Consider the following 22,616-nt stretch of genomic DNA (forward strand, 5'->3'; position numbering starts at 1 on the left):
TATGAACACGATCGAACGTATCAGGACGGCAACGCCTGAACAGAAGCCGACAACCGCATCGAAATTCGACCCGATCGAACTGGAAATCCTCTGGAAACGCCTGATCAGCATCGTCGACGAAGCATCCGCCGCATTCGTGCGGACCTGTTTCTCGACCCTGGTCCGCGACGGCAACGATTTCGCGATCGTCCTTACCGACACCAAGGGCCGGTCGCTGGCGCAGTCGACGATGAGCCTTCCGGGCTTCATTGGCTGCCTGCCGAACACCGTCCGGCATTTCCTCGACAAATATCCGGCCGATACCATTCGCCCGGGCGACGTCTTCATCACGAACGACCCGTGGAAAGGCTCGGGTCACGTACACGATGTAACGACCGTGACGCCCCTGTTCTACAAGGACAGGCTCGTGGGGTTCGCTGCGGTCGTCTCCCACCTGCCCGACATTGGCGGAAAACTGCGCAGCAACAGCAGCCGCGAGATTTACGAGGAAGGCCTCCAGATCCCGATGATGAAACTGCTGGACGAGGGCAAGCCCAACGACGTCCTGATCGAAATGATCACCGAGAACATCCGCGTTCCGGAGCAGGGAATGGGTGATATCTGGGCGCAGGTTGCCGGCTGCCGCACCATGGGCGAGCGCCTGAAGGGTCTGCTCGACGTTGTCGATCTCGATGAGCTCGGGGCCGAGGTTCGCCGCCGGTCGGAAATGGCCATGCGGGAGGCCATTCGCAAGATTCCGGATGGTGTCTACCACTCGCAGGTCCAGCATGACGGCTTCGAGGAACCCGTTATCATCAAATGCGCGCTGACCGTCAAAGACGACGAGATCACGATCGATTACGCCGGGACGAGCCCGCAGCTTCCTTATGCGCTGAATGTCGTGCCAATCTACACGTTCGCCTATACGGTCTACGGTATTAAGGCCGTCCTTTGCCCCGACATCCCGAACAACGAAGGCAGTTTTGTTCCCATCTCGACAAGCGCCCCGCAAGGATCACTGCTCAATCCGTCCTATCCTGCCGCTTCCGGTGGCCGCAGCGCGATCGGCCACCTGCTGCCGCACGCCGTATTCCAGGCGTGGGCGGATGTCATGCCCGAACGCATCTGGGCTGCAGGCTCGCCGAATTCGTCCCTGACGATGTCGGGTGAATATCGCTCCAAGCGCTTTGCCGTCGTGAACTTCCTCAATGCGGGACAGGGCGCCAATGCCAAGCGGGCTGGCTTCTCGGCAACGAGCTTTCCGGCCAACCTCGGGAACACGCCGGTGGAAATGATGGAAAGCCTGGCACCCATCCGTGTCCTGCGCCGTGAATTGAGAACAGGCAGCGGCGGTGCAGGAAGGAATAACGGGGGCAACGGCCTCAGCTTCGAGTTCGAAGTTCTTCAAGATGCGTCCGACGTGATGACATCCTTCCTGATGACACAGTGCAAGTCACCCACCAACGGTTTGAATGGAGGCGGAAAAGGCGAGCCCGGTCAATTGCTTGTGAACGACGAACGCGTCGATCCGACCTTACCTCGTGTCCTCAGGGCAGGGGATCGCGTACTGATGCAGACGGCTGGTGGCGGCGGCTACGGCGCTGCGTAAAGATGGAACGAAACATGACGAAGAACGCTGACATTTCCCACATTGACCAGAACCAGCGACGCAGCCGCGCGATCATTCACAACGGCCTCGTCTACACCGCTGGACAGGTGCCCGACGATCTTTCGCTGGATATCGAAGGACAGGCACGGCAAGTTCTCGACAAAATCGACGCGCTTCTTGCGGAAGCTGGAACCGACAAGTCGCGGGCGCTCACCGCTCAGGTCTGGCTGAGCAGTCGCGACGATCTGGCGGCCTTCAACGTGATCTGGGACAACTGGGTTGTCCCCGACCACACGCCGACCCGAATTTGTGGACGTGTAGACATGAACAATCCGGCTTGCAGGGTGGAAATACAGCTCACGGCGGCAGTCTGAACAGAGCCGAAGATCTGGATATCCAGGCGAAGCGTTAAAATAAGAAAACACGAAACTAGGGAACGAACAAAAAATTGGGAGCATACGATGCTAAATCGCAGATCATTTCTTGTGAAAACCGCCCAATTGTCGGCTCTGGCCGCGGTCGGGCTTCCCTCCGTGGCCGCGGCTCAGGAGAAAACTGTCCCATTCTCGCTCGATTTCCGAATCTATGGCGGAAACAGTCCGTTCTTTCTCGGGAATGCCGCGGGAATTTACCAGAAGCTCGGTTTCTCGGCCAATCTGGAGGGTGCCTCCGGATCGGCAGAGTCCATCCGCCGGGTTGCAACCGGAACGCACCAGTTCGGCTACGCTGACATCCAGACGCTGATCGAGTTCGCCGTCGCCAATCCGGAGGCGACGCCCAAGCTTATCCTGCCGATTCTGGATCATTCACCCGCAAGCATCATGACGATCGGCGGGGGGTCGATAAAGTCGCTCGCAGATCTCAAGGGAAAGAAGATCGGCGTCGCCGCAAATTCGGCGGCGACGAAGATCATGCCGGTCGTGCTGACGCTCAACGACATCGCGCAAGACGAGATCGAATTCACGGCCGTCGATGTCCGCATCCGCGACACCATGCTGTTGCAGGGGGAGGTCGATGGCGTCGTCGGCTACGACTACACCTCGGTCTTCAACTTCATCGAGAATGGCGTGAAGCGTGAGGATATCAATATCCTCTATTTCGATCAGTTCGGCTTCGACTTCCCGGGCAATGCGTTGATTGCGAGCCAAAAGATGATCGCCGAAGAGCCAGAATTGTGCCGTGCCGTCACTCTTGGTACGGCGCGGGCATGGGGGGCGACCTACAAGGACACGGAAGCGGCGATCGATGCTACCGTTGCCCGCGAACCTCTGCTCAAACCGGATGTCGAGTTGCAGCGCATGAAGTTCATTCTGGAAACGCATGTCCAGACTGAATCGGTCAAGCAGAACGGTATTGGTTATCTGGATCCCGCGCGTGTTTCGAAGGGACTCGGGCTGATGGCCGAGGGCTTCGGATGGGAGAAGGCACCCGAACTTGCGGACTTCTATGACGCGTCGTTCCTGCCAAGTCCGGAAGAACTGAAAATCCTCAGCTAACCGCTCTCTTTCATGATTGCGTCAGCCCCGCCCGGACGGGGCGGCGCTCACTGTTTTTTTGACCGATGCATGTGGTTGGTCGCGAATCTGCGCAGAGGCGGGCATGGTCACGACACCTTGTCCACCAGTCGCGGGAGATTAGGCCGCCGGTGTCGCATGGTACATGGAGCCGAAGAATGAGCAATTTTGTGAAACTGGAGGGCGTTGACCTCCGGTACGGCGGCAGCAGAGGCGTTCTTGCGCTCAATGGGACGGATATCGAGATCAAACGTGGTGAATTCGCTGCGGTCGTCGGCCCGTCCGGTTGTGGCAAGTCGTCTTTGATGAAGTTGGTGACCGGGCTCACGCCTCCCACGGCAGGTAAGATCACGGTCGCGGGTGAGGAAGTCACCGGGCCGCTCAAATGCGTCGGCATGGCATTTCAGAATCCGACGTTGCTGCCGTGGCGAAAGCTTCTCGCGAACGTGATGCTTCCACTTGAGATCGTGCAACCGCATCGCCGCCGTCTTCCGCTTCAGCGTCAGGAATACATCGAGAAGGCCAAGGGCCTGCTGAAGATGGTAGGCCTGAACGGATTTGAGGAGCAGCATCCGTGGGAGTTGTCAGGAGGGATGCAGCAGAGGGCGAACCTGTGTCGCGCGCTTATCCACGAGCCGGATCTGCTGATGCTAGACGAGCCGTTTGGCGCTTTGGATGCGTTCACCCGTGAAGAACTGTGGGGTGTGCTTCAAGACATATGGATGGAGAAGAAGTTCACCACGATCCTGGTGACTCACGACCTGCGCGAAGCCGCCTATCTGGCTGACGTGATTTACGTGATGAGTGCTCGGCCCGGACGGGTGATCGCTACGCATCGCGTTGACCTTCCGAGGCCGAGGACGATTGAAACGACGTTCGAGCCCGCGTTCCTCGAAATCGTTCACGCCATACGCAATCAGATCGCGCAGATCCGCGATGAGATCAAGGCCGCCTGATATGACGACGTCTAAGAATTATGCCCTCCATCTCGCCATGCCCTGGCTGGTGATCGTTTTCCTCCTTCTCGTGTGGGAAGGGGTCGTTTTCCTCTTCAACGTGCCGTCGTTCATCATGCCGTCTCCGATGGCGATCGTACATGCCTTCGCGGAATATCAATCCATCATCCTGCATCACGCCACCCTGACCATGACGAACACCATGATCGGCTTCGGGCTGGGTGTGATCGTCGGTTTGCTGCTGGGCGTTCTCATCGGTACGGTGCCGTTGGCCTATTCCGGGCTCTATCCGGTCTTGATTGGCTTCAATTCCGTCCCGAAGGTCGCGCTGGTGCCGATCATCGTCTTGTGGCTCGGTATCGGCCAGCCCACGGCCATCGCGACGGCATTTGTCCTGTGCTTCTTCCCCATCGCGGTGAATGTGGCGACCGGTCTTTCGACGGTCGAGCCCGAGGTGGAGGACGTGCTGCGATCTCTTGGGGCCAGCAAGCTTGATCTCATCAAGAAGATCGGCCTCCCCCGCGCGATGCCTTACTTCTTCGCGTCTCTCAAGATTTCAATCACCCTGGCGTTTGTTGGCACCGTCATCGCCGAAACCATCGCTTCGAACGACGGCATCGGCTACCTGATGATGCAGGCGTCTTCCCAGTTTCGTGTTCCGCTTATGTTTGCCGGCGTTGCAGTGATCGCGGCGCTCGGGATCATTACCTATGCCATCTTCGCGCTGATCGAGAGGAGGATGACCAGGTGGGCCGTTCGAGGGAAGCACTAAGCGCGATTTTGTAGGCAGCAGTAAAAATCATGGAACCCGTATCGACGGCGATGGTCTTCGTAGCCATCGCAATCGGGGCCTTTCTGAAGGGGATCACCGGGCTGGGGCTACCTGTCGTGGCTCTCCCGGTGCTCAGCTACTTCCTGGGGCTCCCACATGCAATCAGCGTGCTGATGCTCCCGATCCTGATCACGAACCTGCATCAGTCGCTCCAGACGCGTGACGCCTGGCGTGAGGCCGTTTTTCTCTGGCCGGGCCTTCTCACGGGCGCGGTCGGCTTGAGTGCCGGTACGTGGATCCTCAACGTCATGGATCCGAACAGGCTCAATCTTGGCCTCGGCCTGATGCTGTTTCTGTACATTGGCCTGCGGTTGTTCAGCCCGCAATTTGCCCTCGCGAACAAAACGGCATGCCGGCTCGCGCCCCTTGCCGGTTTCCTCGGCGGTTTTGCACAAGGCTCAACCGGGCTTTGTGCCGCCGTCATCGTGCCCTTCCTGCAGTCGACCCGCATGAGCCGTACGGCTGTCGTTTTCACGATTTCGACTGTGTTCCTGATCTTTTCGGTCGTCCAGTTTGTGACCTTTCTTGTTGCGGGCCTCATCGAGGCCAGCTTCCTCCTGGAGGGTGCCCTTGCCCTGATCCCTGTGGCGATTTTCATGCCGCTTGGCGGTTGGCTGAGCCCCAGACTGCCAAAGAAAATATTCGATCGAATCTTTCTTGTGGTTCTTACAGTTGTTGCGACGGGGCTAATCGAAAAGGCGATCTGGTGATTGCATAGACAAGGGCTGAATGGTGGCCGGTCCTGCGATCGAAGTTCAATGGAGCGGGCATGGAGTTGCGGCAGCTTAAGTATCTGCTGACGGCGGTAGAATGTGGAAGCCTGGGTAAGGCCGCGGCTCAACTCGGAATGGCGACGTCGGCACTCAGTCAACAGATCAGCCGTCTTGAAAGCGAGTTGTCGACGCGCCTTCTGGTGCGCGGAGCATCAGGCGTAACGCCGACCGAGGCTGGCGCCGTATTCTGCGGGCACGCGACGCTCGCCCTCAGGCACCTGGGCGCGGCGGTCGAGTCTGCGCAGGGGGCACGCCTGTCCGGTGTTGTTTCACTGGGCCTTGCCCCAACCACCTCTTCGGTTCTTGCGCTGCCCCTCATCGAGGCCATGGCCCGCCGCTATCCTGGTATCCGTCTGCAACTGGTGGAAGGGATGTCCGGCCATCTGGAGAATATGTTGAAGGCACGCCAGATCGACTTGGCGATCCTGTTCAACACCGAATCAGTCAGCTTTGCAGGAAGTGAAGCAATCCCCTTGTTGGAGGAAAGCCTGTTCCTGATCGGCTGCCCTCCGGAAACGTTGGAGGCCGAGACTGTTCCTCAGGAAGGAAGCGCGGTGCGTCTGGCGGAGATCGCATCATTGCCCCTCATCCTCCCGAGCCGGGGTCATGGCCTGCGGTCCAGCCTGGACCGATCATTCGGAGCGGAGAAGACAAGTCCGAACATTGTGATGGAGATCGATTCCCTTGCCGTTATCATGGAGGCAGTCTCCGCCGGGTTGGGCTATACGATCCAACCCGGCGCAGCACTGACACGCACCACCATGCAGGGACTGGCGGTTCATCCCATTGCGGATTCCAGTGCCTTCCGCACCAATCTCCTGGCGAGCCTTCCAGACCACGAGCTCTCACCTGCAGCGCTTGCCCTGCGTGCCCAACTGCGCAAGGTCGTGGGCCGCCTCGTTCGCGAGGGCAAGTGGTTCGGCGCAACCCTTCATGAGTCGTGAAGCCTCCTTCAGCTGACGTTGATGGTCGCGGAAGCGGGACTTTTCTAGAGGTGTGACAGGTTACCTCTGGAGGAGTTGCGATCTTGATCGACGTGCTGGTCATTGGCGGCGGAAACGCGGCCTTGTGTGCGGCCCTTGTGGCAAGAGAGGCGGGTGCTTCCGTCCTGATGCTGGAGGCATCGCCGAAGGAGTGGAGAGGGGGCAACTCTCAGCACACCAGGAACCTGAGATGCATGCATGATGCACCGCAGGATGTTCTTGTCGATGCCTATCCCGAGGAAGAATTCTGGCAGGACCTGCTCAAGGTTACGGGCGGCGAGACGAACGAGCATCTGGCCCGTCTGGTGATCCGCGCCTCATCGACCTGTCGCGACTGGATGCGCAAGCATGGCGTGAGATTCCAGCCGCCGCTCTCGGGAGCGCTCCACGTCGCGCGCACCAACGCGTTCTTCATGGGGGGAGGCAAGGCGCTGGTGAACGCATACTACCGCAGCGCGGAAGCTCTCGGCGTCAAGGTGCGGTATGACACACCGGTCGCAGGGCTCATCCTCGATGGCGAAAGGTTTGTAGGGGCAATCACGGAATCCGGCGAAAAGATCACCGCTAAGGCAGCGGTTCTCGCTGCGGGAGGGTTCGAATCCAATCGGGAATGGCTGCGCGAAGCCTGGGGGCGCAACGACCGAGGCGAATGGCCGGCCGACAACTTCCTTATCCGCGGCACCCGATTCAACCAAGGGGTGCTTCTGAAGCACATGATGAAAGCGGGGGCCGACATCATCGGTGACCCCTCGCAGGGACATTGCGTAGCGATCGACGCGCGCGCCCCGCTCTATGACGGAGGTATCTGCACGCGCATCGATTGCGTCTCTCTCGGCATCGTCGTCAATCGGGAAGGCGAGCGGTTCTACGATGAAGGCGAGGACTTCTGGCCAAAGCGCTACGCCATCTGGGGGCGCCTTGTTGCACAGCAGCCCGGGCAGATAGGCTATTCGATCATCGACAGGAAGGTGATCGGTCGCTTCATGCCGCCGGTCTTTCCAGGCATCACGGCGGACAGCCTTCCCCAACTGGCGGAAAAGCTCGGCTTGCCTGTCGGCACGTTCATTCAGACGATCAACGATTACAACGCGGCATGCCAGCCCGGAACGTTCGACCATACGATCCTCGACGATTGCAGAACCGACGGTGTGTCTCCTCCCAAGACCCACTGGGCGCAGCGGATCGATAGACCGCCCTTCTACGCTTATGCGCTTCGTCCAGGGATCACGTTCACTTACCTGTCCCTGAAGGTCGACGAAACGGCGGCGGTGCGGTTCGCCGATAGTCCCAGCCCCAACCTCTTCGTCGCCGGCGAAATGATGGCGGGCAACGTGCTCGGCAAGGGCTATACCGCCGGCGTCGGCATGAGCATCGGCACGGCCTTCGGTCGGATCGCCGGAACGCAGGCGGCTGCAGCGGCCCGCGGTGAACAACAGATCAGGAGACAGTAGAAATGGCCGTCGTCGACAATCTGATGGACCTTGCCGGGAAGGCAGAACGGGAGCTTGAGGCCAACGTCGCCGAGGTCGATCGCATCCTGCACATCTGCAACGCCTGCCGATACTGCGAAAGCTTCTGCGCCGTCTTTTCCGCCATGACGCGAAGGCTCGACTTCAATGCGGCCGACGCCCACTACATGGCCAACCTGTGTCATAATTGCTCTGCATGCCTTTACGCGTGTCAGTATGCGCCTCCGCACGAGTTCGGGGTGAACCTGCCCAAGACGCTGGCGCGCGTGCGTCGCGACACCTATGTGGAATACGCCTTTCCCAGGACCTTCGGAGAATTGTACCGCCGGAACGGCCTTGCCGTCGCAATGGCAGTCAGTTTCGGCGTGGCGTTGTTCCTCATCGCCACGATTTTGAGCCAAGGCAGCCTCTTCATCGACGGGCTGGAGGGCGACTTCTATGCGATCTTCCCCCACAACGTTCTCGCCGTCACGTTTGGCGCAGCCTTCGGCTGGTCGATCATCGCGCTCGCAGTCGGCGTCAGTCGCTTCTGGCGGCAGGTTTCGGAACCGGGAAATTCCGTGCTTGTGCCCGACGCCATCGGAGAGGCCGCAAAGTCCGCGCTGACGCTGAAGTATCTCGGTGGCGGCCACGGTGACGGCTGCAACAATGAGGACGACGCATTCACGCTCTGGCGCCGGCGTTTCCACCACTTTACGTTCTACGGGTTCATGCTCTGCTTCGCGTCCACATCGGTGGCGACGCTCTATCACTATCTGTGGGGCATGGAAGCTCCGTATCCGGTCTTCAGCCTGCCGGTGCTGCTCGGCACCGCGGGAGGCATAGGCCTCATCATCGGTCCGGCGGGCCTCTTGTGGCTGAGCATGCGCCGCAACGACATGCAGATCGACGAAAGGCAGAAGACCATGGACCGCGGCTTCATCGCGCTCCTCTTCTTTATCAGCCTCACCGGACTGGCACTGCTCGCATGGCGCGATACAGCATGGATGCCGTTCCTGTTGGCGATCCACCTGGGGTTCGTAATGGGGCTTTTCCTCACTCTTCCTTACGGCAAATTCGCCCACGGCATATTCCGCACCGCGGCGCTTCTGAAGCATGCCATCGAAAAGAGAAAACCAAACCCGGTTCAGGCCGGAAGCGATTGAGCTGTCATCTGTCTCCAGGTGGCCATGGTGGACAGGTTGGCGACGCCAAGCCTGACAAGCAGCGCCACGACACCCGGAGCACCGATGAGCTTGCCGAGCAGGAGGCCGGCGGCAACGCCCATCGTCAGCGGTTCCGAGAACAGCGAAGCCGAAACGCCGGCAAAGGAAACGCCTGCATTGGCAAAGCCGAAGACGGGGACGATCAAAAAGGCCGCCGGCTTTGGAGTGCGTGCTCGAGTCGGTGGAGCGGCGATTCCGCCGGGGGTGCCTCCGGCGTACCGCGGGTGAGCTTCAGAGGGATCGCCAGGGCCAGCATGACGCCGGCCAGCCAGTTCGCGCTGACCTCGGTCGTTTTCACTTTGATGTCGGCAAGCCGACGACATGCCCGTCTGCGGCAGGGCGGCGACCATGGATTCGTCAGCCCGTCAGAATGCGATCGAAGTGCGGATCGTCCAACGATGAAAGGCGTCCTCGCTCACGCCGCGGCATAGCCGGTATAGGGGTGTGCCGGCCCTCGTTGGCCGCCGAGTTTGGATCACTGCGATCAACGCGTTGAATCGTAATGATTATCTAAAGAGCCACAGATTCCATCTTTATAAAATCCTTATTTCTTCTCCCGTCACTCCGTCTCGAATTCCTATGGTCTTCGCGCGCATAAGCGGTCAGCTCCGGCCTGAAGAAGGCCGCAGTTTCGACACGAACGACAGGTGCCACATGATATTCGACTATATTCTCAGCGGCGCGGTGACGGTCTTCGTAACCGCATATCTCGCCTACGCGCTCTGGCGGCCGGAACGGTTTTAAGGAGTGCGAAAGATGATCCGGCGTTTTTGCCGCCAATCGGTCTATCCCCGCATCGCCTCGAAGGAGGCCTGCTGCGGATCCAACGTCATATTCGGCTTGGTCCTCGTGGTCGGGGTGGCCGCCACAGCGGCGATGCTGATCTCCCGGCTCGTCGCCGCAATCTGATTCAGTCAAAATTCAATGAACTTCGGGGTCTCATATGAGCCAGCCCAAGACGTCGAGCATGTTCGATGCTCGCATACTTGTGCCCGCGATAGGCGGTGCCTTCACCAAACTCAACCCGCGAACCCTGGCCAAGAACCCGGTTATGTTCGTCGTAGCCGTCGTCTCGCTTCTGACGACGGTGCTGTTCGTCAGAGATCTGGCAACGGGGGCGGATGGCCTCGGCTTTTCCTTCCAGATCATTCTCTGGCTGTGGTTCACGGTGCTGTTTGCGAACTTTGCAGAGGCCGTGGCCGAAGGCCGCGGCAAGGCGCAGGCCGATAGCCTGCGCAAGACCCGTACCGAAACGCAGGCCAAGCTTCTCACTTCCGCCGATGGGCGCGAATGGAAGGAAGTTGCCGGCACTTCGCTGAAGGTCAACGACATCGTCCTCGTCGAGGCCGGCGACATCATCCCCTCCGACGGCGAGATCGTCGAGGGTATCGCGTCGGTTAACGAGGCGGCGATTACGGGCGAATCGGCACCCGTCATCCGCGAATCCGGCGGCGACCGCTCGGCGGTGACCGGCGGAACCCAGGTCCTGTCCGACTGGATCAAGGTCCGCATCACGGCCGCGGCCGGCTCGACCTTCATCGACCGCATGATCAAGCTCGTCGAGGGGGCGGAGCGCCAGAAGACGCCGAACGAGATCGCGTTGAACATCCTGCTCGCCGCGATGACCCTGATCTTCGTCATGGCGACCGCGACCATCCCGGCCTTCGCAGGCTACGCGGGCGGTGCGATCCCGGTCGTCGTTCTCGTTGCGCTGTTCGTCACGCTGATCCCGACCACGATCGGCGCGCTGCTGTCGGCGATCGGTATTGCCGGCATGGACCGCCTCGTCCGCTTCAACGTGCTCGCCATGTCCGGCCGCGCCGTCGAGGCTGCCGGCGACGTCGATACGCTGCTGCTCGACAAGACCGGCACGATCACGCTCGGCAACCGTCAGGCGACAGAGTTCCGCCCCGTTCGCGGCGTGACCGAAGAACAGCTGGCGGATGCAGCACAGCTATCCTCGCTCGCCGACGAAACGCCGGAAGGCCGTTCGATCGTCGTTCTGGCCAAGGAAAAATACGGTATCCGCGCCCGCGACATGAAGGAGCTCAGGACCACCTTCGTTCCGTTCACGGCGCAGAGCCGGATGAGCGGCGTTGACTTCGACGGCCACTCGATCCGCAAGGGCGCGGTCGACGCCGTCCTGAAGCACCTGCAACTCCAGTTCGTATCCGGCGGAACGGCCGTCTCCGAGGCGTCGATCAAGGAAGGGCAGGCGATCGCCGACGACATCGCCAAGGCCGGCGGCACGCCGCTGGCGGTCGCCCGAGACGGCAAACTGCTCGGCATCGTCCACCTCAAGGACATCGTCAAGGGTGGCATCCGCGAGCGTTTCGCCGAACTGCGCAAGATGGGCATCCGCACCGTCATGATCACCGGCGACAACCCGATGACGGCTGCCGCGATCGCCGCCGAAGCCGGCGTCGACGACTTCCTCGCCCAGGCGACGCCCGAGAACAAGCTGTCGCTGATCCGCGAGGAGCAGGCCAAGGGCAAGCTGGTCGCCATGTGCGGCGACGGCACCAACGACGCGCCGGCGCTGGCGCAGGCCGACGTCGGCGTTGCCATGAACACCGGCACCGTTGCCGCCCGCGAGGCCGGCAACATGGTCGACCTCGACAGTGACCCGACGAAGCTCATCGAGATCGTCGAGATCGGCAAGCAGCTCCTGATGACCCGCGGCTCGCTGACCACGTTCTCGATCGCCAACGACGTGGCCAAGTACTTCGCCATCATCCCGGCGATGTTCGTGACCCTCTATCCGGGGCTGGATGCGCTCAACATCATGCGCCTGTCCTCGCCGGAAAGCGCCATCCTGTCGGCCATCATCTTCAACGCGCTGATCATCATCGCGCTGATCCCGCTGGCTCTCCGGGGCGTCGCCTACAAGGCGATCGGCGCCGGACCGCTGCTTCGCCGCAACCTGCTGATTTACGGCCTCGGTGGTCTGGTGGTGCCGTTTGTCGGCATCAAGCTGATCGACATGGTCGTCGCAGCCCTCAATCTCGCCTGATCGGAGAAGATCATGACCATTCTTTATCTCATCCTCGGGCTGGTCGTCTTCGGACTGCTCTTCGCCCTGGCCTCCGCGCTTGATGCTGGCCTGATGTTGGAGACATCACAATGACACAAGCTATACTTTTCGTACTCTTCATATTGGCCGGCACCGCACTTCTGTCGTGGCCGCTCGGCCGCTACATGACATGGGCCATGGATCCGGCCAAAGGGCAGGGCAGACCGAACGGCTTTACCGCGCTCTTCCAGGGCGTCGGTGGCTCGCTGGCCCGTCAGGAGCAGGACTGGAAGCGTTATGCCGTTTCCCTTCTCGGCTTCAACGTCGTCATGTTCATCGTCGTTTTCTCGGTTCTGGCTCTGCAGCAGTATCTGCCGCTGAACCCGGACGCGAAGGAAGCGCTCGACCCGAGCCTGATCTTCAACACGGCTGCGTCGTTCACCACGAACACCAACTTGCAGCACTATTCCGGTGAAGTTTCATTCAGCTACCTGACCCAGCTCGCCGGTCTGATGTGGTTGCAGTTCGTCTCGGCCGCAGTCGGCCTCTCCGCCCTGACCGCTCTCGCTCGTGGCCTTTCCGGCCGCAAGCTCGGCAACTTCTTTGTCGACGTGCAGCGCGCGACCTTCCTGGTCCTGCTGCCGATTGCCTTCATCGTCGCCGTTCTGCTCGTGCTGACCGGTGTACCGATGACTTTCAACGGTTCCGTCGTGGCCACCACGCTGGAAGGCGTGCAGCAGACGATTGCCCGCGGTCCGGTTGCAGCCTTCGTGGCGATCAAACAGCTCGGCACCAACGGCGGTGGCTTCTTCGGCCCGAACAGCGCGCATCCGTTGGAGAATCCGACCTTCTGGTCGAATGTCGTCCAGACCGTCTCGATCATCATCATTCCGATGGCCTGTGTGTGGATGTTCGGTCACATCATCGGCCGCCTGAAGCATGCTGCGGCACTGTTCACCGTCATGCTGATCCTGATGGGCGCCCGTATCACTGCCTCAGTGGGCTTCGAATCCGTGCCGACGCAAGCCTTCACCTCGCTGCCGATCACGCAGGACGTCGGCAACCTCGAAGGCAAGGAGCTTCGCTTCGGCACCTCGGCCGGTCCGCTCTGGGCCGTGCTGACGACCTCGACCAGCAACGGTTCGGTCAACGCCATGCATGATAGCCTCAATCCGCTGACGGGCATGATGCCGATGATCGGCATGTGGCTGAACGAAGACTTTGGCGGCGTCGGCGTCGGCATGGTCAACATGTTCCTCTATATCGTCGTTGGCGTCTTCATTGCCGGCATGATGATCGGCCGCACGCCGGAATATCTCGGCTGGCGCGTCGAATCCAAGGAAGTGAAGTTCGCGATGATGGCCCTGTTGTCGCATGGTCTCTTTATCCTGGTCGGCACGGCAATCTTCGCGGCAACCCCCTGGGGCGCCGATACGCTCAACAATGTCGGGCCGCACGGCTTCAGCGAAATTCTCTATGAATTCTCGTCGGCTGCCGCCAACAATGGTTCGGGCTTCGAAGGTCTTGGTGACGCTACAACGCCTTGGAACATCGCGACCGGTATCGTGATGCTGCTTGCCCGCTTCATCCCGATCATCCTGCCGCTGGCAATCGTCGGCTCGCTGTCGTCAAAACGTCGCGCGACGGAATCGAGCGGCACGCTCTCGGTCGAGGACGGGACGTTCGCAGGCATGCTGACCGCCACGGTACTCATCGTCGGCGCGCTGACCTTCTTCCCCGCCGCCACGCTCGGCCCGATCGCCGAACACGTCATGTTCATGAAGTGAGAGACACAGATCATGGAAACCCTGCTTTCAAGCCTTCGCATCGCCGTCGCCACCATGGCGATCTGCGTTGGCGGCTACTCCGCCGCCGTCTGGGCCATCGGCCAGGCGGTCACCCCGGACACCGCCGAAGGTTCACTGATCACCCGCGCCGATGGCACGGTCGTCGGGAGCCGCCAGGTGGCCCAGGCCTTCACCCAGCCGCAGTACTTTTGGCCGCGTCCCTCGGCCGTCGACTACAACGGCGCGGGTGCTGGCGGCTCCAACAAGTCGCCGACCAGCACGGACCTGACGGACCGGGCGACGGAAACCGTTGCCGCCTATGGCGCGACGACCGCCAATCCGCTTCCCGCGGAACTGGCGGCGGCTTCCGGTGCGGGCCTCGACCCGCACATCACCGAACGTGCGGCACGCTACCAGGTCCAGCGGATCGCGCAGGCCCGTAACCTGCCGGCCGACCAGGTCGAACGGGTCATCGACCAAAACGCGTTCTCCCCGGGCGGCATGCTCACGTCGGATCGGCTTGTGAATGTGCTGGAGATGAATCTCGCTCTGGATGAGAGTAAGGCCGGTTAACGGCTGGACGTGCCCGTCGTCGGCGCCGCAGCGGTGCCGACGACATCGGAGGAATGGACGAATGTCGATTGAAATGCAGGACGGCCAGGACAGGCGTCCCTCTCCGCAGGCCCTTCTCGAGCGGGCAGACCAGGAGGCTCGCGGGAAGCTCAAGATCTTCCTCGGCGCGGCTCCTGGAGTCGGCAAGACCTACGAGATGCTGATGTCGGCACGGGCGCGCAATGCCGATGGTGTCGACGTCGTGATCGGCGTCGTCGAGACGCACGGTCGCCAGGAGACGGAAGCCCTCGTCCACGGCATGGAGCTCGTCCCGCGCAAGACCGTCGAATACAAAGGGCAGCAGCTGGACGAGATGGACATCGACGCCATCCTGGAGCGCTGGCCGACGCTCGTTCTGGTTGACGAACTCGCCCACACGAATGCGCCGGGAAGCCGTCACCCAAAACGCTACCTCGATGTCCTCGAACTTCTCGCTCGTGGCATCGACGTCTATTCCACTTTGAACATTCAGCATGTCGAAAGCCTCAACGATGTGGTCGCCCAGATCACCCGCATCAGGGTCCGGGAGACCGTCCCCGATTCGGTCATCGACAGGGCCGACGATATCGAGATCATCGACATTACGCCGCAGGACCTGATCAAGCGGTTGCAAGACGGCAAGGTCTACGTGCCAAAAACGGCGCGCCGGGCGATCGAGAACTACTTTTCTCCGGGCAATCTGACGGCCTTGCGCGAGCTCGCCCTGCGCCGCACCGCCCAGCGGGTGGATGAGCAGCTCCTGAACCACATGCAGGCTCATGCGATCTCGGGTCCCTGGGCGGCAGGCGAGCGGATCCTCGTTTGTCTCGACCACGGCCGCAACGGCGCGGCACTGGTGCGGTACGGCAGGCGCCAGGCGGATCGACTGAAGGCACCATGGACGGCACTGCACCTGGAGACGCCGAAATCGGCCGCCATGCCCGAGGCCGACAAGGACCGCCTTGCGAGTTGCATGCGGCTCGCAGAACAGCTCGGCGCCGAGACGGTCACGCTTCCCGCAGCCGATGTCTCGCGGGAAATCATCGCCTATGCGAACGCAAACAACTTCAACCACCTGATCGTCGGCAAGTCGAACAGGCCGCGATGGCGAGAGATCTGGGACGGCTCTATCACCCACGACCTCATCCGCCACTCCGGCGCGATCAGCGTTCATGTCATGTCCGGCGGGGACGAGACCATTGCATCCCCGGGTGTGCGCACCGCCGCGCCTGCCAGGCGGTTCAAGCTCAAGAACTACCTGGGCAGTATCGCGTTCATGTCTGTCGCCGTCGTGATCGGCACGCTGCTCGACCAGACGCTGAACGTCCAGAACCTCGCGCTGGTGTTCCTGATGGGCGTTCTTGCCGCCACCGTCCGGGGCGGCATCGGTGCCGGGCTGTTCGCATCCGTGCTCGGCGCGCTGGCCTTCAACTTCTTCTTCCTCGAACCGCGCTACACGCTGACGATCCGCGCCCCGGAGAGCGTGGTCGCATTCCTGTTCTTCCTCGGCATGGCCTTCGTCGCCAGCAACCTGACGGCCACCGTCCAGCGACAGGCAGCCGCTGCACGTCAACGGGCGCGGACGACGGAAGACCTTTATCTCTTCTCCAAGAAGCTTGCCGGAACCGGCACGCTCGATGACGTACTCTGGGCAACGGCGTATCAGATCGCCTCCATGCTGAAGGTCCGGGTGGTTATCCTTTTGCCCGAGGACGGCACGATTGCCGTCAAGGCCGGCTATCCCCCTGACGACAGTCTCGTGGATGCCGATATCGCTGCCGCCAAATGGGCTTGGGAACACAACAGGCCGGCGGGTCGCGCGGCCGATACGTTGCCGGGGGCCAGACGCCTCTACCTTCCGCTCAGGACCGGGCGCGGGGCGATCGGCGTCGTCGGGCTCGACAACGATCGGCAGGGGCCGCTCCTGACACCCGAACAGCAGCGTCTGTTCGACGCGCTGGCCGACCAGGCGGCACTCGCAATCGAACGGATCCAGCTCGTGGCCGATGTGGATCAGGCGCGCCTCGCGGCGGAGACCGACCGGCTGCGGACTGCACTCCTGACCTCGATATCCCACGATCTCAAGACACCCTTGGCGGCCATTCTCGGTGCGGCCGGGACGGTCAAGGATTTCGGTCGGGGCCTGTCGGAAAATGCGCGGGACGAGTTGCTGGCGACAATCATCGAGGAATCCGAGCGCCTCAATCGCTTCATCGTCAATCTGCTCGACATGACCCGGATCGAGTCTGGCGCGATGCAGCCGAATTTCGCGCTACACTTCGTCGGCGACGTCGTCGGTTCCGCGCTCAACCGTGCCCGCAAGATCACCGGGAGGCGCAAGGTCGAGGTTCGCATTCCCGATAGCCTGCCGATGATCCGGATCGATGCCGTCCTCTTCGCGCAGGTTCTTTTCAATCTGATCGACAATGCCGCGAAATATTCTCCTGACGGCTCTACCATCATCGTCAGGGCATGGGCCGAGGAGAGGCAGGTCCGCATTCAGGTCGTCGACGAGGGGCCGGGCATTCCCGAGGGCGACTTCGAGCGGATCTTCGACAGCTTCTACCGGGTGCGCAAGATCGATCAGGTCAAGGCCGGGACCGGGCTCGGGCTTTCCATATGCCGGGGCTTCGTAGAAGCGATGGGCGGCAGCATAGGCGCGGAGAACCGCCCGGATCGTCAGGGGGCGGTTTTCACTGTATCGATGCCAGCCCCGGCCACGCTCCAAGGAGAGCAAAAATGAACCATCCCACGGTGAAGATCCTCGTCGTGGACGACGAACCCGCTATCCGCAAGCTGCTGGACGTCGGCCTGTCCTCCCAGGATTTTCTCGTCCATGGCGCGCAGAACGCCAAGGCGGCGATCACCATGGCGGCATCCGAGACACCGGACCTGGTGCTGTTGGATCTCGGGCTGCCCGACATGGGAGGTCATGAACTTCTCGCCAAATGGTGCGCCGAGGGCGTCTCTTTCCCAATCATCATCCTTTCCAGCCGCACCGACGAAGAGGGGATCGTGAAAGCGCTCGAACTCGGCGCGGATGATTACGTCACCAAGCCGTTCCGGATGAACGAACTCGTTGCCCGCATCCGCGTGGCGCTGCGGCATCGCCTGCAGGCAAACGGGAAGCCGCCGGTGCTTCAACTGGGTGAATTGTCCGTCGATCTCGTGAAGCGGATCGTCAAGGTCAGGGACGAAGAGGTAAAGCTCACGCCGAAGGAATACGACATCCTCCAGCTTCTGGTCCAGCACCACGGGCGGGTCCTCACCCATCGCTTCATCCTGGACAAGGTCTGGGGCGAATTCACCGACGTGCAGTACCTTCGGGTCTACGTCAGGCAGCTGCGCCAGAAGATCGAGGAGAGCCCCGATCAGCCGCGCTACATCCTCACCGAGACCGGCGTGGGCTATCGGCTCTCGGAAGCGGTCTGATCGCCGCATGATATGGAGAATTGCATGCATCTGAAGGATTTTCTCCGCGAGGAGAACGTCTTCGCGGGGCTGGCTGCGTCATCGAAAAGCCAGTTGATCCGGCTGCTGGCGGAAAAGGCGGGCGAGAAGACATCGGCTCCGGCCTCTTTGCTGTCGAAGGCGCTGTTCGAGCGCGAGGCACTGGGGTCCACCGGTATCGGCAGCGGCATCGCGATACCGCATGCCGTCGTGAAGGACCTCGAGACGTCGATCTGCATTATCGCACGGCTGTCGAAACCGATCGACTTCCAGGCCGTGGACGACATCCCGGTCGACATCGTCGTCCTCCTTTTGACCCCGGCAGGGGCGCAGAGCGACGCCCTCAACGTGCTTTCCTGCATTGCACGCCGCTTTCGCGACGACGATCTGGTGGGCGTGCTCCGGGCCGCTCGCACCCAGGACGAGTTCTTCGCCCTTCTCCTCGGCTGAGGTTGGCAGCGGATCATGGAAGTGGACCCATAGCAGGACAACACCGGCACAGCGCCGTGAATGGGTGTCTCGGGGACAATGCTCGCTGCCCCGGTCTCAAGTCTCGCGAGTACGATGTGTCAAGAGTATAAGCCTAGGTTTCAGGTATGTTCTCGCGAAAGATCACCTGCAGCCGGGGCGGGTGGTAGTCGATCGGAAGGCCCTGGGCGGTCCTGGTCAGCATGGACAGGGCTTCCCGGGCCTCGACCCTCGGATTCTGGTCGATGACGGCGTCCATCACGCCGCTGAGCAGGAGCTTTCTGGTGTATTCGGTCAGTTCGTGGCCGACGAAGATGAGGTTTCCGGCCATCCGGGCCTCGACCAGCGCCCGGCCGATGCCCGAGTTTCCGGCGCCGATGTTGTAGATGCCGGCAAGGTCGGGGTGGCGCCGGAAGAGAGCCGTGGCTTCCTCGTAGGCACGGTCGCGGTCGTCGCGAACTTCGCGCAGTTCGACCACTTCGAGATCGGGGAATTCGTCGGCGATGATGTGGCGAAAGCCCATCTCGCGCTCCTCATGGCCGCGATAGGACAGCGATCCGGCAAAAAGGGCGATCTTGCGCCTGACCCCGCGCCCGAGGAAGCGCCCGAGCAGATAGCCGCCGAGCCTCCCGGCCGCGCGATTGTCGATGCCGATATAGCCGATCCGCGGCACGTGCAGGATGTCGGAGACCAGCGTGACGACCGGGACGCCGGACGCACAAAGGGAGCGCATGGCCTCGCGCACGGTCGGGTGGTCCAGCGCGATCACCCCGACCCCCATCGTCTGCCCGTGCAGGTCCTGCAGCGTCCGCGCCAGCGTGTCCGGATTGAAGCCCTCGATCGAATGGATACGGACATCGAGGTCGGAACGTGCCGACGCCTGGCTCTCCAGTTGCGAAAGCAGGTCGGCGATGAACGTGTTCGTGCCGGCGGGCAGGACGAAGTCGAGCCGAATTCTCCGGACGGTTTCCGACATCACGCCGCCGGTGCTCAGATAGCCGAGCCGCTGCGCAGCCTCCATCACGATCTCGCGCGTGCGCTCCTTCACGCCGCTGCGGTTGTTGATGACACGATCGACCGTGGCGCTGGAAACTCCGGCGGCCCGGGCGATGTCAATCAAGGTCGATCGCAAGACGAATCCTTTCTTGAAATGATGTAATTTGATGTAAATCGTCGGCGGTAAGATGCAAGCCCCTGTCGGCGGTTTTCCGCAGCAGAATGTGCGAATCCGGCCTGAAACCATAGAGATATGGGCGTAATCATCATGGTCGATCATGTTTCTGCGAGGTCGAGATGTGCTCTGTGATTGTTGATGAAGAAATTTTTGATGTAAAATGATCTTTTCTGATGTTGACTTTGATGGTGTGCCGCCGCAGTATCCCGTCAATTCGGCAGCACAGGAGGAGTCTGCCGAGGGGGGAGGGAACATCATGGCAGAGATATATCGTACGTCGCGGCGCCGATTTCTCGCGGGCAGCGGGCAGGCCATCGCGCTGACCGCGGCCGCAGGCATTGCGCCGCAATTCATTCGCCCGGGGCGCGCCTTCGCCTCGGATGCGCTGGCGCCCGGAATGATCGGCGGGCCGACGGGTTTCGACGGGGCCGAACGCTACCAGTATGGCCCGGATACGCCGGAGGGGCGCGCCATCGAGGCCGTCAAGGCGCTCAAGGGCGCCGGCAAGGCGCCGACCCGCATCGTGCTCGGCCTGTCGGACGGCTCGATCGGCCAGTTGACGCAGCCCTTCCCGCAAGGCGCGCCGTCGATCAAGGCGCTCTGGGAGAAGGAAACCGGCATCACGCTCGACATCGTCGGCGTGCCGAACGGCCAGGAATTCACCAAGACGATGCAGGACATCTCCACCAAGGGGGGCGCCTTCGACATCTATGCCGTTGAATGGAACCGGCTCGGCGACCTTGCGGAGGCCGGCGGCATCGTCGCGCTCGACGACTACGTCGCCCAGCACAGGCCCGAGTGGGACGATGCCGAACGGGGCTATGTCAACGGCCAGAAGGGCGTCTCGCTCTTGAACCAGTATCGCGGCTCGACCTACGGCGTCTCGCTCGACGGCGACTTCCAGACATGGAACTTCCGCACCGACCTCTTCGGCGACGAGGCGGAAAAGAAGGCCTTCGCCGACAAGCACGGCTACGAACTGGCGCCACCGAGGACCTGGAAGGAGCTCGACGCGATCGCCGCCTTCTTCCACCGGCCGGACAAGGGCCTGTTCGGCTGCACCGATCTGCGCAACCAGGGCTGGGGCTACACCAACTGGTACCAGCGCTTCGTCTCGATGGCGTCGCCGAACCAGTTCCTGTTCGACGACGACGGCAAGCCGCTGATCAACGGCGAGGCGGGCTTCCAGGCGACCCGGGAATATATCGACAGCCTGTCCTATCACTCGCCCGATGCGATTTCCTGGGGCTGGCCGGAGCAATACGGCAATTTCGCCGGCGGCGGTGCGGCGATGACCTGCGCCTTCTCGAACCTGCCGAAGTTCCTCGACAATGCCGCAAACCAGGGATCGACGGTAACCGGCAAGGTCGGCTCGATGCTGCCGCCCGGTCGCGAGATCGACGGCCAGCTCGTCCGGCGCTCCGTCCTCTGGCTCAACCTCTCGGCGTCGGTCTCCTCGCAGAGCCAGCATCCGGAGGCCTGCTACCTGCTGCTGCAGTGGCTCGGTTCCAGCCGCATCTATTCGTGGATGACGGCCAATCCGGGCGGCTATTTCGATCCGTTCCAGCTGTCGAACTTCGCCGATCCGCTCGTGCGCCAGACCTATCACGACTACCACATGGATGTTGTCCGCGAGACGGTGGCCCGCACCGTGCCAACGATCAACTATCCGGGCGCCACCGCCTTCCACAATGCGCTCGACGAGAACCTCGTCGCCGCACTGACGAAGACGAAGAGCCCGGAAGACGCGATGGCCGACACGGAACGGCAGTGGAACCGGATCGCGCGGCGCATCGGCGAGGACAAGCTCGTGGCCGCCATCAAGTCCAACAAGGAGGCGTGGCCCACCGTGCTCGATCCGGTGACCGGCTGACCGGCCGTCTCATCGGCGGAAGGGGCGGGCAAGACCCCGCCCTTTCCGAAGACACGCAAACGCTGCAGTTGATGCCATGAACCGCTCCTTGCCTTTCGAAGTCTTTCGCTATGCCGCCATCTCGCTGGCGCTCGCGGTCACGCTGGTTCCGACGCTGTGGATGGCTTCTATGGCCTTCAAGCCGATCGCCGAATGGTCTGCCGCGGGGGCGGATCTCACCTGGTGGCCGAAGAACCCGACGCTCGACAATTTCCGCTTCATCTTCGGCACCTCGACCAGCGACCTGATCGTGGCGCTCGACCGTACGGCCGGAAAGCCGATCCTGTCGTCGCTGCTTTCGGCCGTCTTCGGCACGCTGATCGCCATGGGCTGCGGCACGGCGGCCGCCTATGGCCTGTCGCGCTTCGGCTCGGGGAAGAACCTGCCGCTGGCCCTGATCCAGCTTCGGCTCTTCCCGCCGATGGCGGTCATGATCCCGGTCATGATCATGTGGGCCTTTCTCGGCCTGGTCGACAGCTGGTGGGGGCTGGCGCTGATCTACGGCATCGTCACGCTGCCCTTCGCCTTCTGGCTGATGAAGACGTTCTTCGACGACATGCCGCGCGAGATCGAGGATGCGGCACTGGTGGAGGGCTGCTCGCGCAGCCGCGTCTTCATGAAGATCACGCTGCCGATGATGCGGCCGGCGCTCGCAAGCTCGGCTCTGTTCGTCTTCATCCTCAACTGGTCCGACTATCTGATCGCGCTGCTGCTGACGACGCGCGAATGGGTGACGATCCCCGTCTACATGGCGTCGCTGTCGTCCTCCATGACCGGCCAGCTCTATGGCGCCAAGGCGGCGCTCGGCCTGATCGCGGCCGTCCCGCCCGTCATCATGGGCATCGCCATCCAGCGCCATCTCGTGCGCGGCCTGACCTTCGGAGCGCTGAAGCAATGACCA

At 61.8% G+C, this 22,616-nt stretch carries 20 protein-coding genes and 1 pseudogene; 19 read left to right on the forward strand and 2 right to left on the reverse strand.

Annotated elements, in window-relative coordinates; all coding sequences use genetic code 11:
• Position 1: 1 nt before the first annotated feature.
• From OCK02_RS03220 to tcuB, 9 genes are all read left to right on the forward strand, one after another.
• Entirely contained in the window at positions 2 to 1,588 is a 1,587-nt protein-coding gene (locus tag OCK02_RS03220; RefSeq protein ID WP_263812023.1) for a hydantoinase B/oxoprolinase family protein, read from the forward strand.
• A gap of 14 nt (positions 1,589 to 1,602) precedes the next feature.
• Complete coding sequence (locus tag OCK02_RS03225; protein ID WP_263812024.1) at positions 1,603 to 1,962, forward strand: RidA family protein; 360 nt, start codon at positions 1,603 to 1,605, stop codon at positions 1,960 to 1,962.
• An 87-nt stretch (positions 1,963 to 2,049) separates the two neighbouring features.
• Positions 2,050 to 3,084, forward strand: a complete 1,035-nt coding sequence (locus tag OCK02_RS03230; protein ID WP_263812025.1) for an ABC transporter substrate-binding protein — start codon at positions 2,050 to 2,052, stop codon at positions 3,082 to 3,084.
• A gap of 176 nt (positions 3,085 to 3,260) precedes the next feature.
• Entirely contained in the window at positions 3,261 to 4,058 is a 798-nt protein-coding gene (locus OCK02_RS03235; RefSeq protein ID WP_263812026.1) for an ABC transporter ATP-binding protein, read from the forward strand.
• A gap of 1 nt (position 4,059) precedes the next feature.
• Positions 4,060 to 4,830 (forward strand): ABC transporter permease, encoded by a 771-nt coding sequence (locus tag OCK02_RS03240; RefSeq protein ID WP_263812027.1) that lies wholly within the window; start codon positions 4,060 to 4,062, stop codon positions 4,828 to 4,830.
• A 29-nt stretch (positions 4,831 to 4,859) separates the two neighbouring features.
• The gene (locus OCK02_RS03245; RefSeq protein WP_263812028.1) at positions 4,860 to 5,600 is read left to right on the forward strand and encodes a sulfite exporter TauE/SafE family protein; all 741 of its coding nucleotides are present in this window, start codon (positions 4,860 to 4,862) and stop codon (positions 5,598 to 5,600) included.
• Positions 5,601 to 5,659: 59 nt separating this feature from the next.
• Positions 5,660 to 6,607: a LysR substrate-binding domain-containing protein gene (locus tag OCK02_RS03250; protein WP_263812029.1), complete on the forward strand. Its 948-nt coding sequence runs from the start codon at positions 5,660 to 5,662 to the stop codon at positions 6,605 to 6,607.
• 83 nt (positions 6,608 to 6,690) lie between these two features.
• Positions 6,691 to 8,097, forward strand: coding sequence for an FAD-dependent tricarballylate dehydrogenase TcuA (gene tcuA, locus OCK02_RS03255; protein ID WP_263812030.1), 1,407 nt, complete (start codon positions 6,691 to 6,693; stop codon positions 8,095 to 8,097).
• Positions 8,098 to 8,099: 2 nt separating this feature from the next.
• On the forward strand, positions 8,100 to 9,260 hold the full coding sequence (gene tcuB / locus OCK02_RS03260) for a tricarballylate utilization 4Fe-4S protein TcuB (protein WP_318530114.1): 1,161 nt from the start codon (positions 8,100 to 8,102) through the stop codon (positions 9,258 to 9,260).
• On the opposite strand, the pseudogene OCK02_RS03265 reads toward tcuB, so the two are convergent.
• Positions 9,251 to 9,588: pseudogene (locus tag OCK02_RS03265) on the reverse strand (Na+/H+ antiporter NhaA); the annotation flags it as partial. The gene tcuB and the pseudogene OCK02_RS03265 overlap by 10 nt on opposite strands.
• Positions 9,589 to 9,974: 386 nt before the next feature.
• On the opposite strand from OCK02_RS03265, the gene OCK02_RS03270 reads away from it, so the two are divergent.
• From OCK02_RS03270 to OCK02_RS03305, 8 genes are all read left to right on the forward strand, one after another.
• Positions 9,975 to 10,064, forward strand: coding sequence for a potassium-transporting ATPase subunit F (locus OCK02_RS03270; RefSeq protein WP_263812031.1), 90 nt, complete (start codon positions 9,975 to 9,977; stop codon positions 10,062 to 10,064).
• Between the two features lie 12 nt (positions 10,065 to 10,076).
• Entirely contained in the window at positions 10,077 to 10,229 is a 153-nt protein-coding gene (locus tag OCK02_RS03275) for a hypothetical protein (RefSeq protein ID WP_263812032.1), read from the forward strand.
• Positions 10,230 to 10,263: 34 nt separating this feature from the next.
• Complete coding sequence (gene kdpB / locus OCK02_RS03280) at positions 10,264 to 12,333, forward strand: potassium-transporting ATPase subunit KdpB (RefSeq protein ID WP_263812033.1); 2,070 nt, start codon at positions 10,264 to 10,266, stop codon at positions 12,331 to 12,333.
• A 110-nt stretch (positions 12,334 to 12,443) separates the two neighbouring features.
• On the forward strand, positions 12,444 to 14,120 hold the full coding sequence (gene kdpA, locus OCK02_RS03285) for a potassium-transporting ATPase subunit KdpA (RefSeq protein ID WP_263812034.1): 1,677 nt from the start codon (positions 12,444 to 12,446) through the stop codon (positions 14,118 to 14,120).
• A gap of 12 nt (positions 14,121 to 14,132) precedes the next feature.
• Positions 14,133 to 14,693 carry a potassium-transporting ATPase subunit C gene (locus OCK02_RS03290; protein ID WP_263812035.1) on the forward strand — a complete coding sequence of 187 codons (561 nt, stop codon included), beginning with the start codon at positions 14,133 to 14,135 and terminating at the stop codon, positions 14,691 to 14,693.
• A 61-nt stretch (positions 14,694 to 14,754) separates the two neighbouring features.
• The gene (locus OCK02_RS03295) at positions 14,755 to 17,454 is read left to right on the forward strand and encodes a sensor histidine kinase (protein ID WP_263812036.1); all 2,700 of its coding nucleotides are present in this window, start codon (positions 14,755 to 14,757) and stop codon (positions 17,452 to 17,454) included.
• Positions 17,451 to 18,143, forward strand: coding sequence for a response regulator transcription factor (locus OCK02_RS03300; RefSeq protein WP_263812037.1), 693 nt, complete (start codon positions 17,451 to 17,453; stop codon positions 18,141 to 18,143). Before OCK02_RS03295 ends, OCK02_RS03300 begins: the two co-directional genes overlap by 4 nt.
• A gap of 24 nt (positions 18,144 to 18,167) precedes the next feature.
• Positions 18,168 to 18,611 carry a PTS sugar transporter subunit IIA gene (locus OCK02_RS03305; protein WP_263812038.1) on the forward strand — a complete coding sequence of 148 codons (444 nt, stop codon included), beginning with the start codon at positions 18,168 to 18,170 and terminating at the stop codon, positions 18,609 to 18,611.
• 133 nt (positions 18,612 to 18,744) lie between these two features.
• Here OCK02_RS03305 and OCK02_RS03310 read toward each other — a convergent pair whose 3' ends face one another.
• Complete coding sequence (locus OCK02_RS03310) at positions 18,745 to 19,761, reverse strand: LacI family DNA-binding transcriptional regulator (protein WP_263812039.1); 1,017 nt, start codon at positions 19,759 to 19,761, stop codon at positions 18,745 to 18,747.
• Positions 19,762 to 20,059: 298 nt separating this feature from the next.
• Here OCK02_RS03310 and OCK02_RS03315 point away from each other — a divergent pair, with 298 nt between their 5' ends.
• Together OCK02_RS03315 and OCK02_RS03320 are read left to right on the forward strand one after the other, a co-directional pair.
• Positions 20,060 to 21,676, forward strand: coding sequence for an extracellular solute-binding protein (locus OCK02_RS03315; RefSeq protein WP_263812040.1), 1,617 nt, complete (start codon positions 20,060 to 20,062; stop codon positions 21,674 to 21,676).
• Between the two features lie 76 nt (positions 21,677 to 21,752).
• Entirely contained in the window at positions 21,753 to 22,613 is an 861-nt protein-coding gene (locus OCK02_RS03320; RefSeq protein WP_230802688.1) for a carbohydrate ABC transporter permease, read from the forward strand.
• Positions 22,614 to 22,616: the final 3 nt, after the last annotated feature.

It is taken from the genome of Rhizobium sp. TRM96647 (genome assembly GCF_025780115.1).
In the GTDB taxonomy this organism is placed as follows: domain Bacteria; phylum Pseudomonadota; class Alphaproteobacteria; order Rhizobiales; family Rhizobiaceae; genus Mycoplana.

What these genes read in the sequence shown, in the direction of transcription:
- OCK02_RS03295 (WP_263812036.1), top strand. Translation starts at nt 14,755, where the DNA reads ATGTCGATTGAAATGCAGGACGGCCAGGACAGGCGTCCCTCTCCGCAG.
- OCK02_RS03250 (WP_263812029.1), top strand. Translation starts at nt 5,660, where the DNA reads ATGGAGTTGCGGCAGCTTAAGTATCTGCTGACGGCGGTAGAATGTGGA.
- OCK02_RS03220 (WP_263812023.1), top strand. Translation starts at nt 2, where the DNA reads ATGAACACGATCGAACGTATCAGGACGGCAACGCCTGAACAGAAGCCG.
- OCK02_RS03300 (WP_263812037.1), top strand. Translation starts at nt 17,451, where the DNA reads ATGAACCATCCCACGGTGAAGATCCTCGTCGTGGACGACGAACCCGCT.
- OCK02_RS03225 (WP_263812024.1), top strand. Translation starts at nt 1,603, where the DNA reads ATGACGAAGAACGCTGACATTTCCCACATTGACCAGAACCAGCGACGC.
- OCK02_RS03245 (WP_263812028.1), top strand. Translation starts at nt 4,860, where the DNA reads ATGGAACCCGTATCGACGGCGATGGTCTTCGTAGCCATCGCAATCGGG.
- OCK02_RS03275 (WP_263812032.1), top strand. Translation starts at nt 10,077, where the DNA reads ATGATCCGGCGTTTTTGCCGCCAATCGGTCTATCCCCGCATCGCCTCG.
- OCK02_RS03320 (WP_230802688.1), top strand. Translation starts at nt 21,753, where the DNA reads ATGAACCGCTCCTTGCCTTTCGAAGTCTTTCGCTATGCCGCCATCTCG.
- OCK02_RS03235 (WP_263812026.1), top strand. Translation starts at nt 3,261, where the DNA reads ATGAGCAATTTTGTGAAACTGGAGGGCGTTGACCTCCGGTACGGCGGC.
- kdpB (WP_263812033.1), top strand. Translation starts at nt 10,264, where the DNA reads ATGAGCCAGCCCAAGACGTCGAGCATGTTCGATGCTCGCATACTTGTG.
- OCK02_RS03240 (WP_263812027.1), top strand. Translation starts at nt 4,060, where the DNA reads ATGACGACGTCTAAGAATTATGCCCTCCATCTCGCCATGCCCTGGCTG.
- OCK02_RS03315 (WP_263812040.1), top strand. Translation starts at nt 20,060, where the DNA reads ATGGCAGAGATATATCGTACGTCGCGGCGCCGATTTCTCGCGGGCAGC.
- OCK02_RS03230 (WP_263812025.1), top strand. Translation starts at nt 2,050, where the DNA reads ATGCTAAATCGCAGATCATTTCTTGTGAAAACCGCCCAATTGTCGGCT.
- kdpA (WP_263812034.1), top strand. Translation starts at nt 12,444, where the DNA reads ATGACACAAGCTATACTTTTCGTACTCTTCATATTGGCCGGCACCGCA.
- OCK02_RS03305 (WP_263812038.1), top strand. Translation starts at nt 18,168, where the DNA reads ATGCATCTGAAGGATTTTCTCCGCGAGGAGAACGTCTTCGCGGGGCTG.
- OCK02_RS03270 (WP_263812031.1), top strand. Translation starts at nt 9,975, where the DNA reads ATGATATTCGACTATATTCTCAGCGGCGCGGTGACGGTCTTCGTAACC.
- tcuB (WP_318530114.1), top strand. Translation starts at nt 8,100, where the DNA reads ATGGCCGTCGTCGACAATCTGATGGACCTTGCCGGGAAGGCAGAACGG.
- OCK02_RS03290 (WP_263812035.1), top strand. Translation starts at nt 14,133, where the DNA reads ATGGAAACCCTGCTTTCAAGCCTTCGCATCGCCGTCGCCACCATGGCG.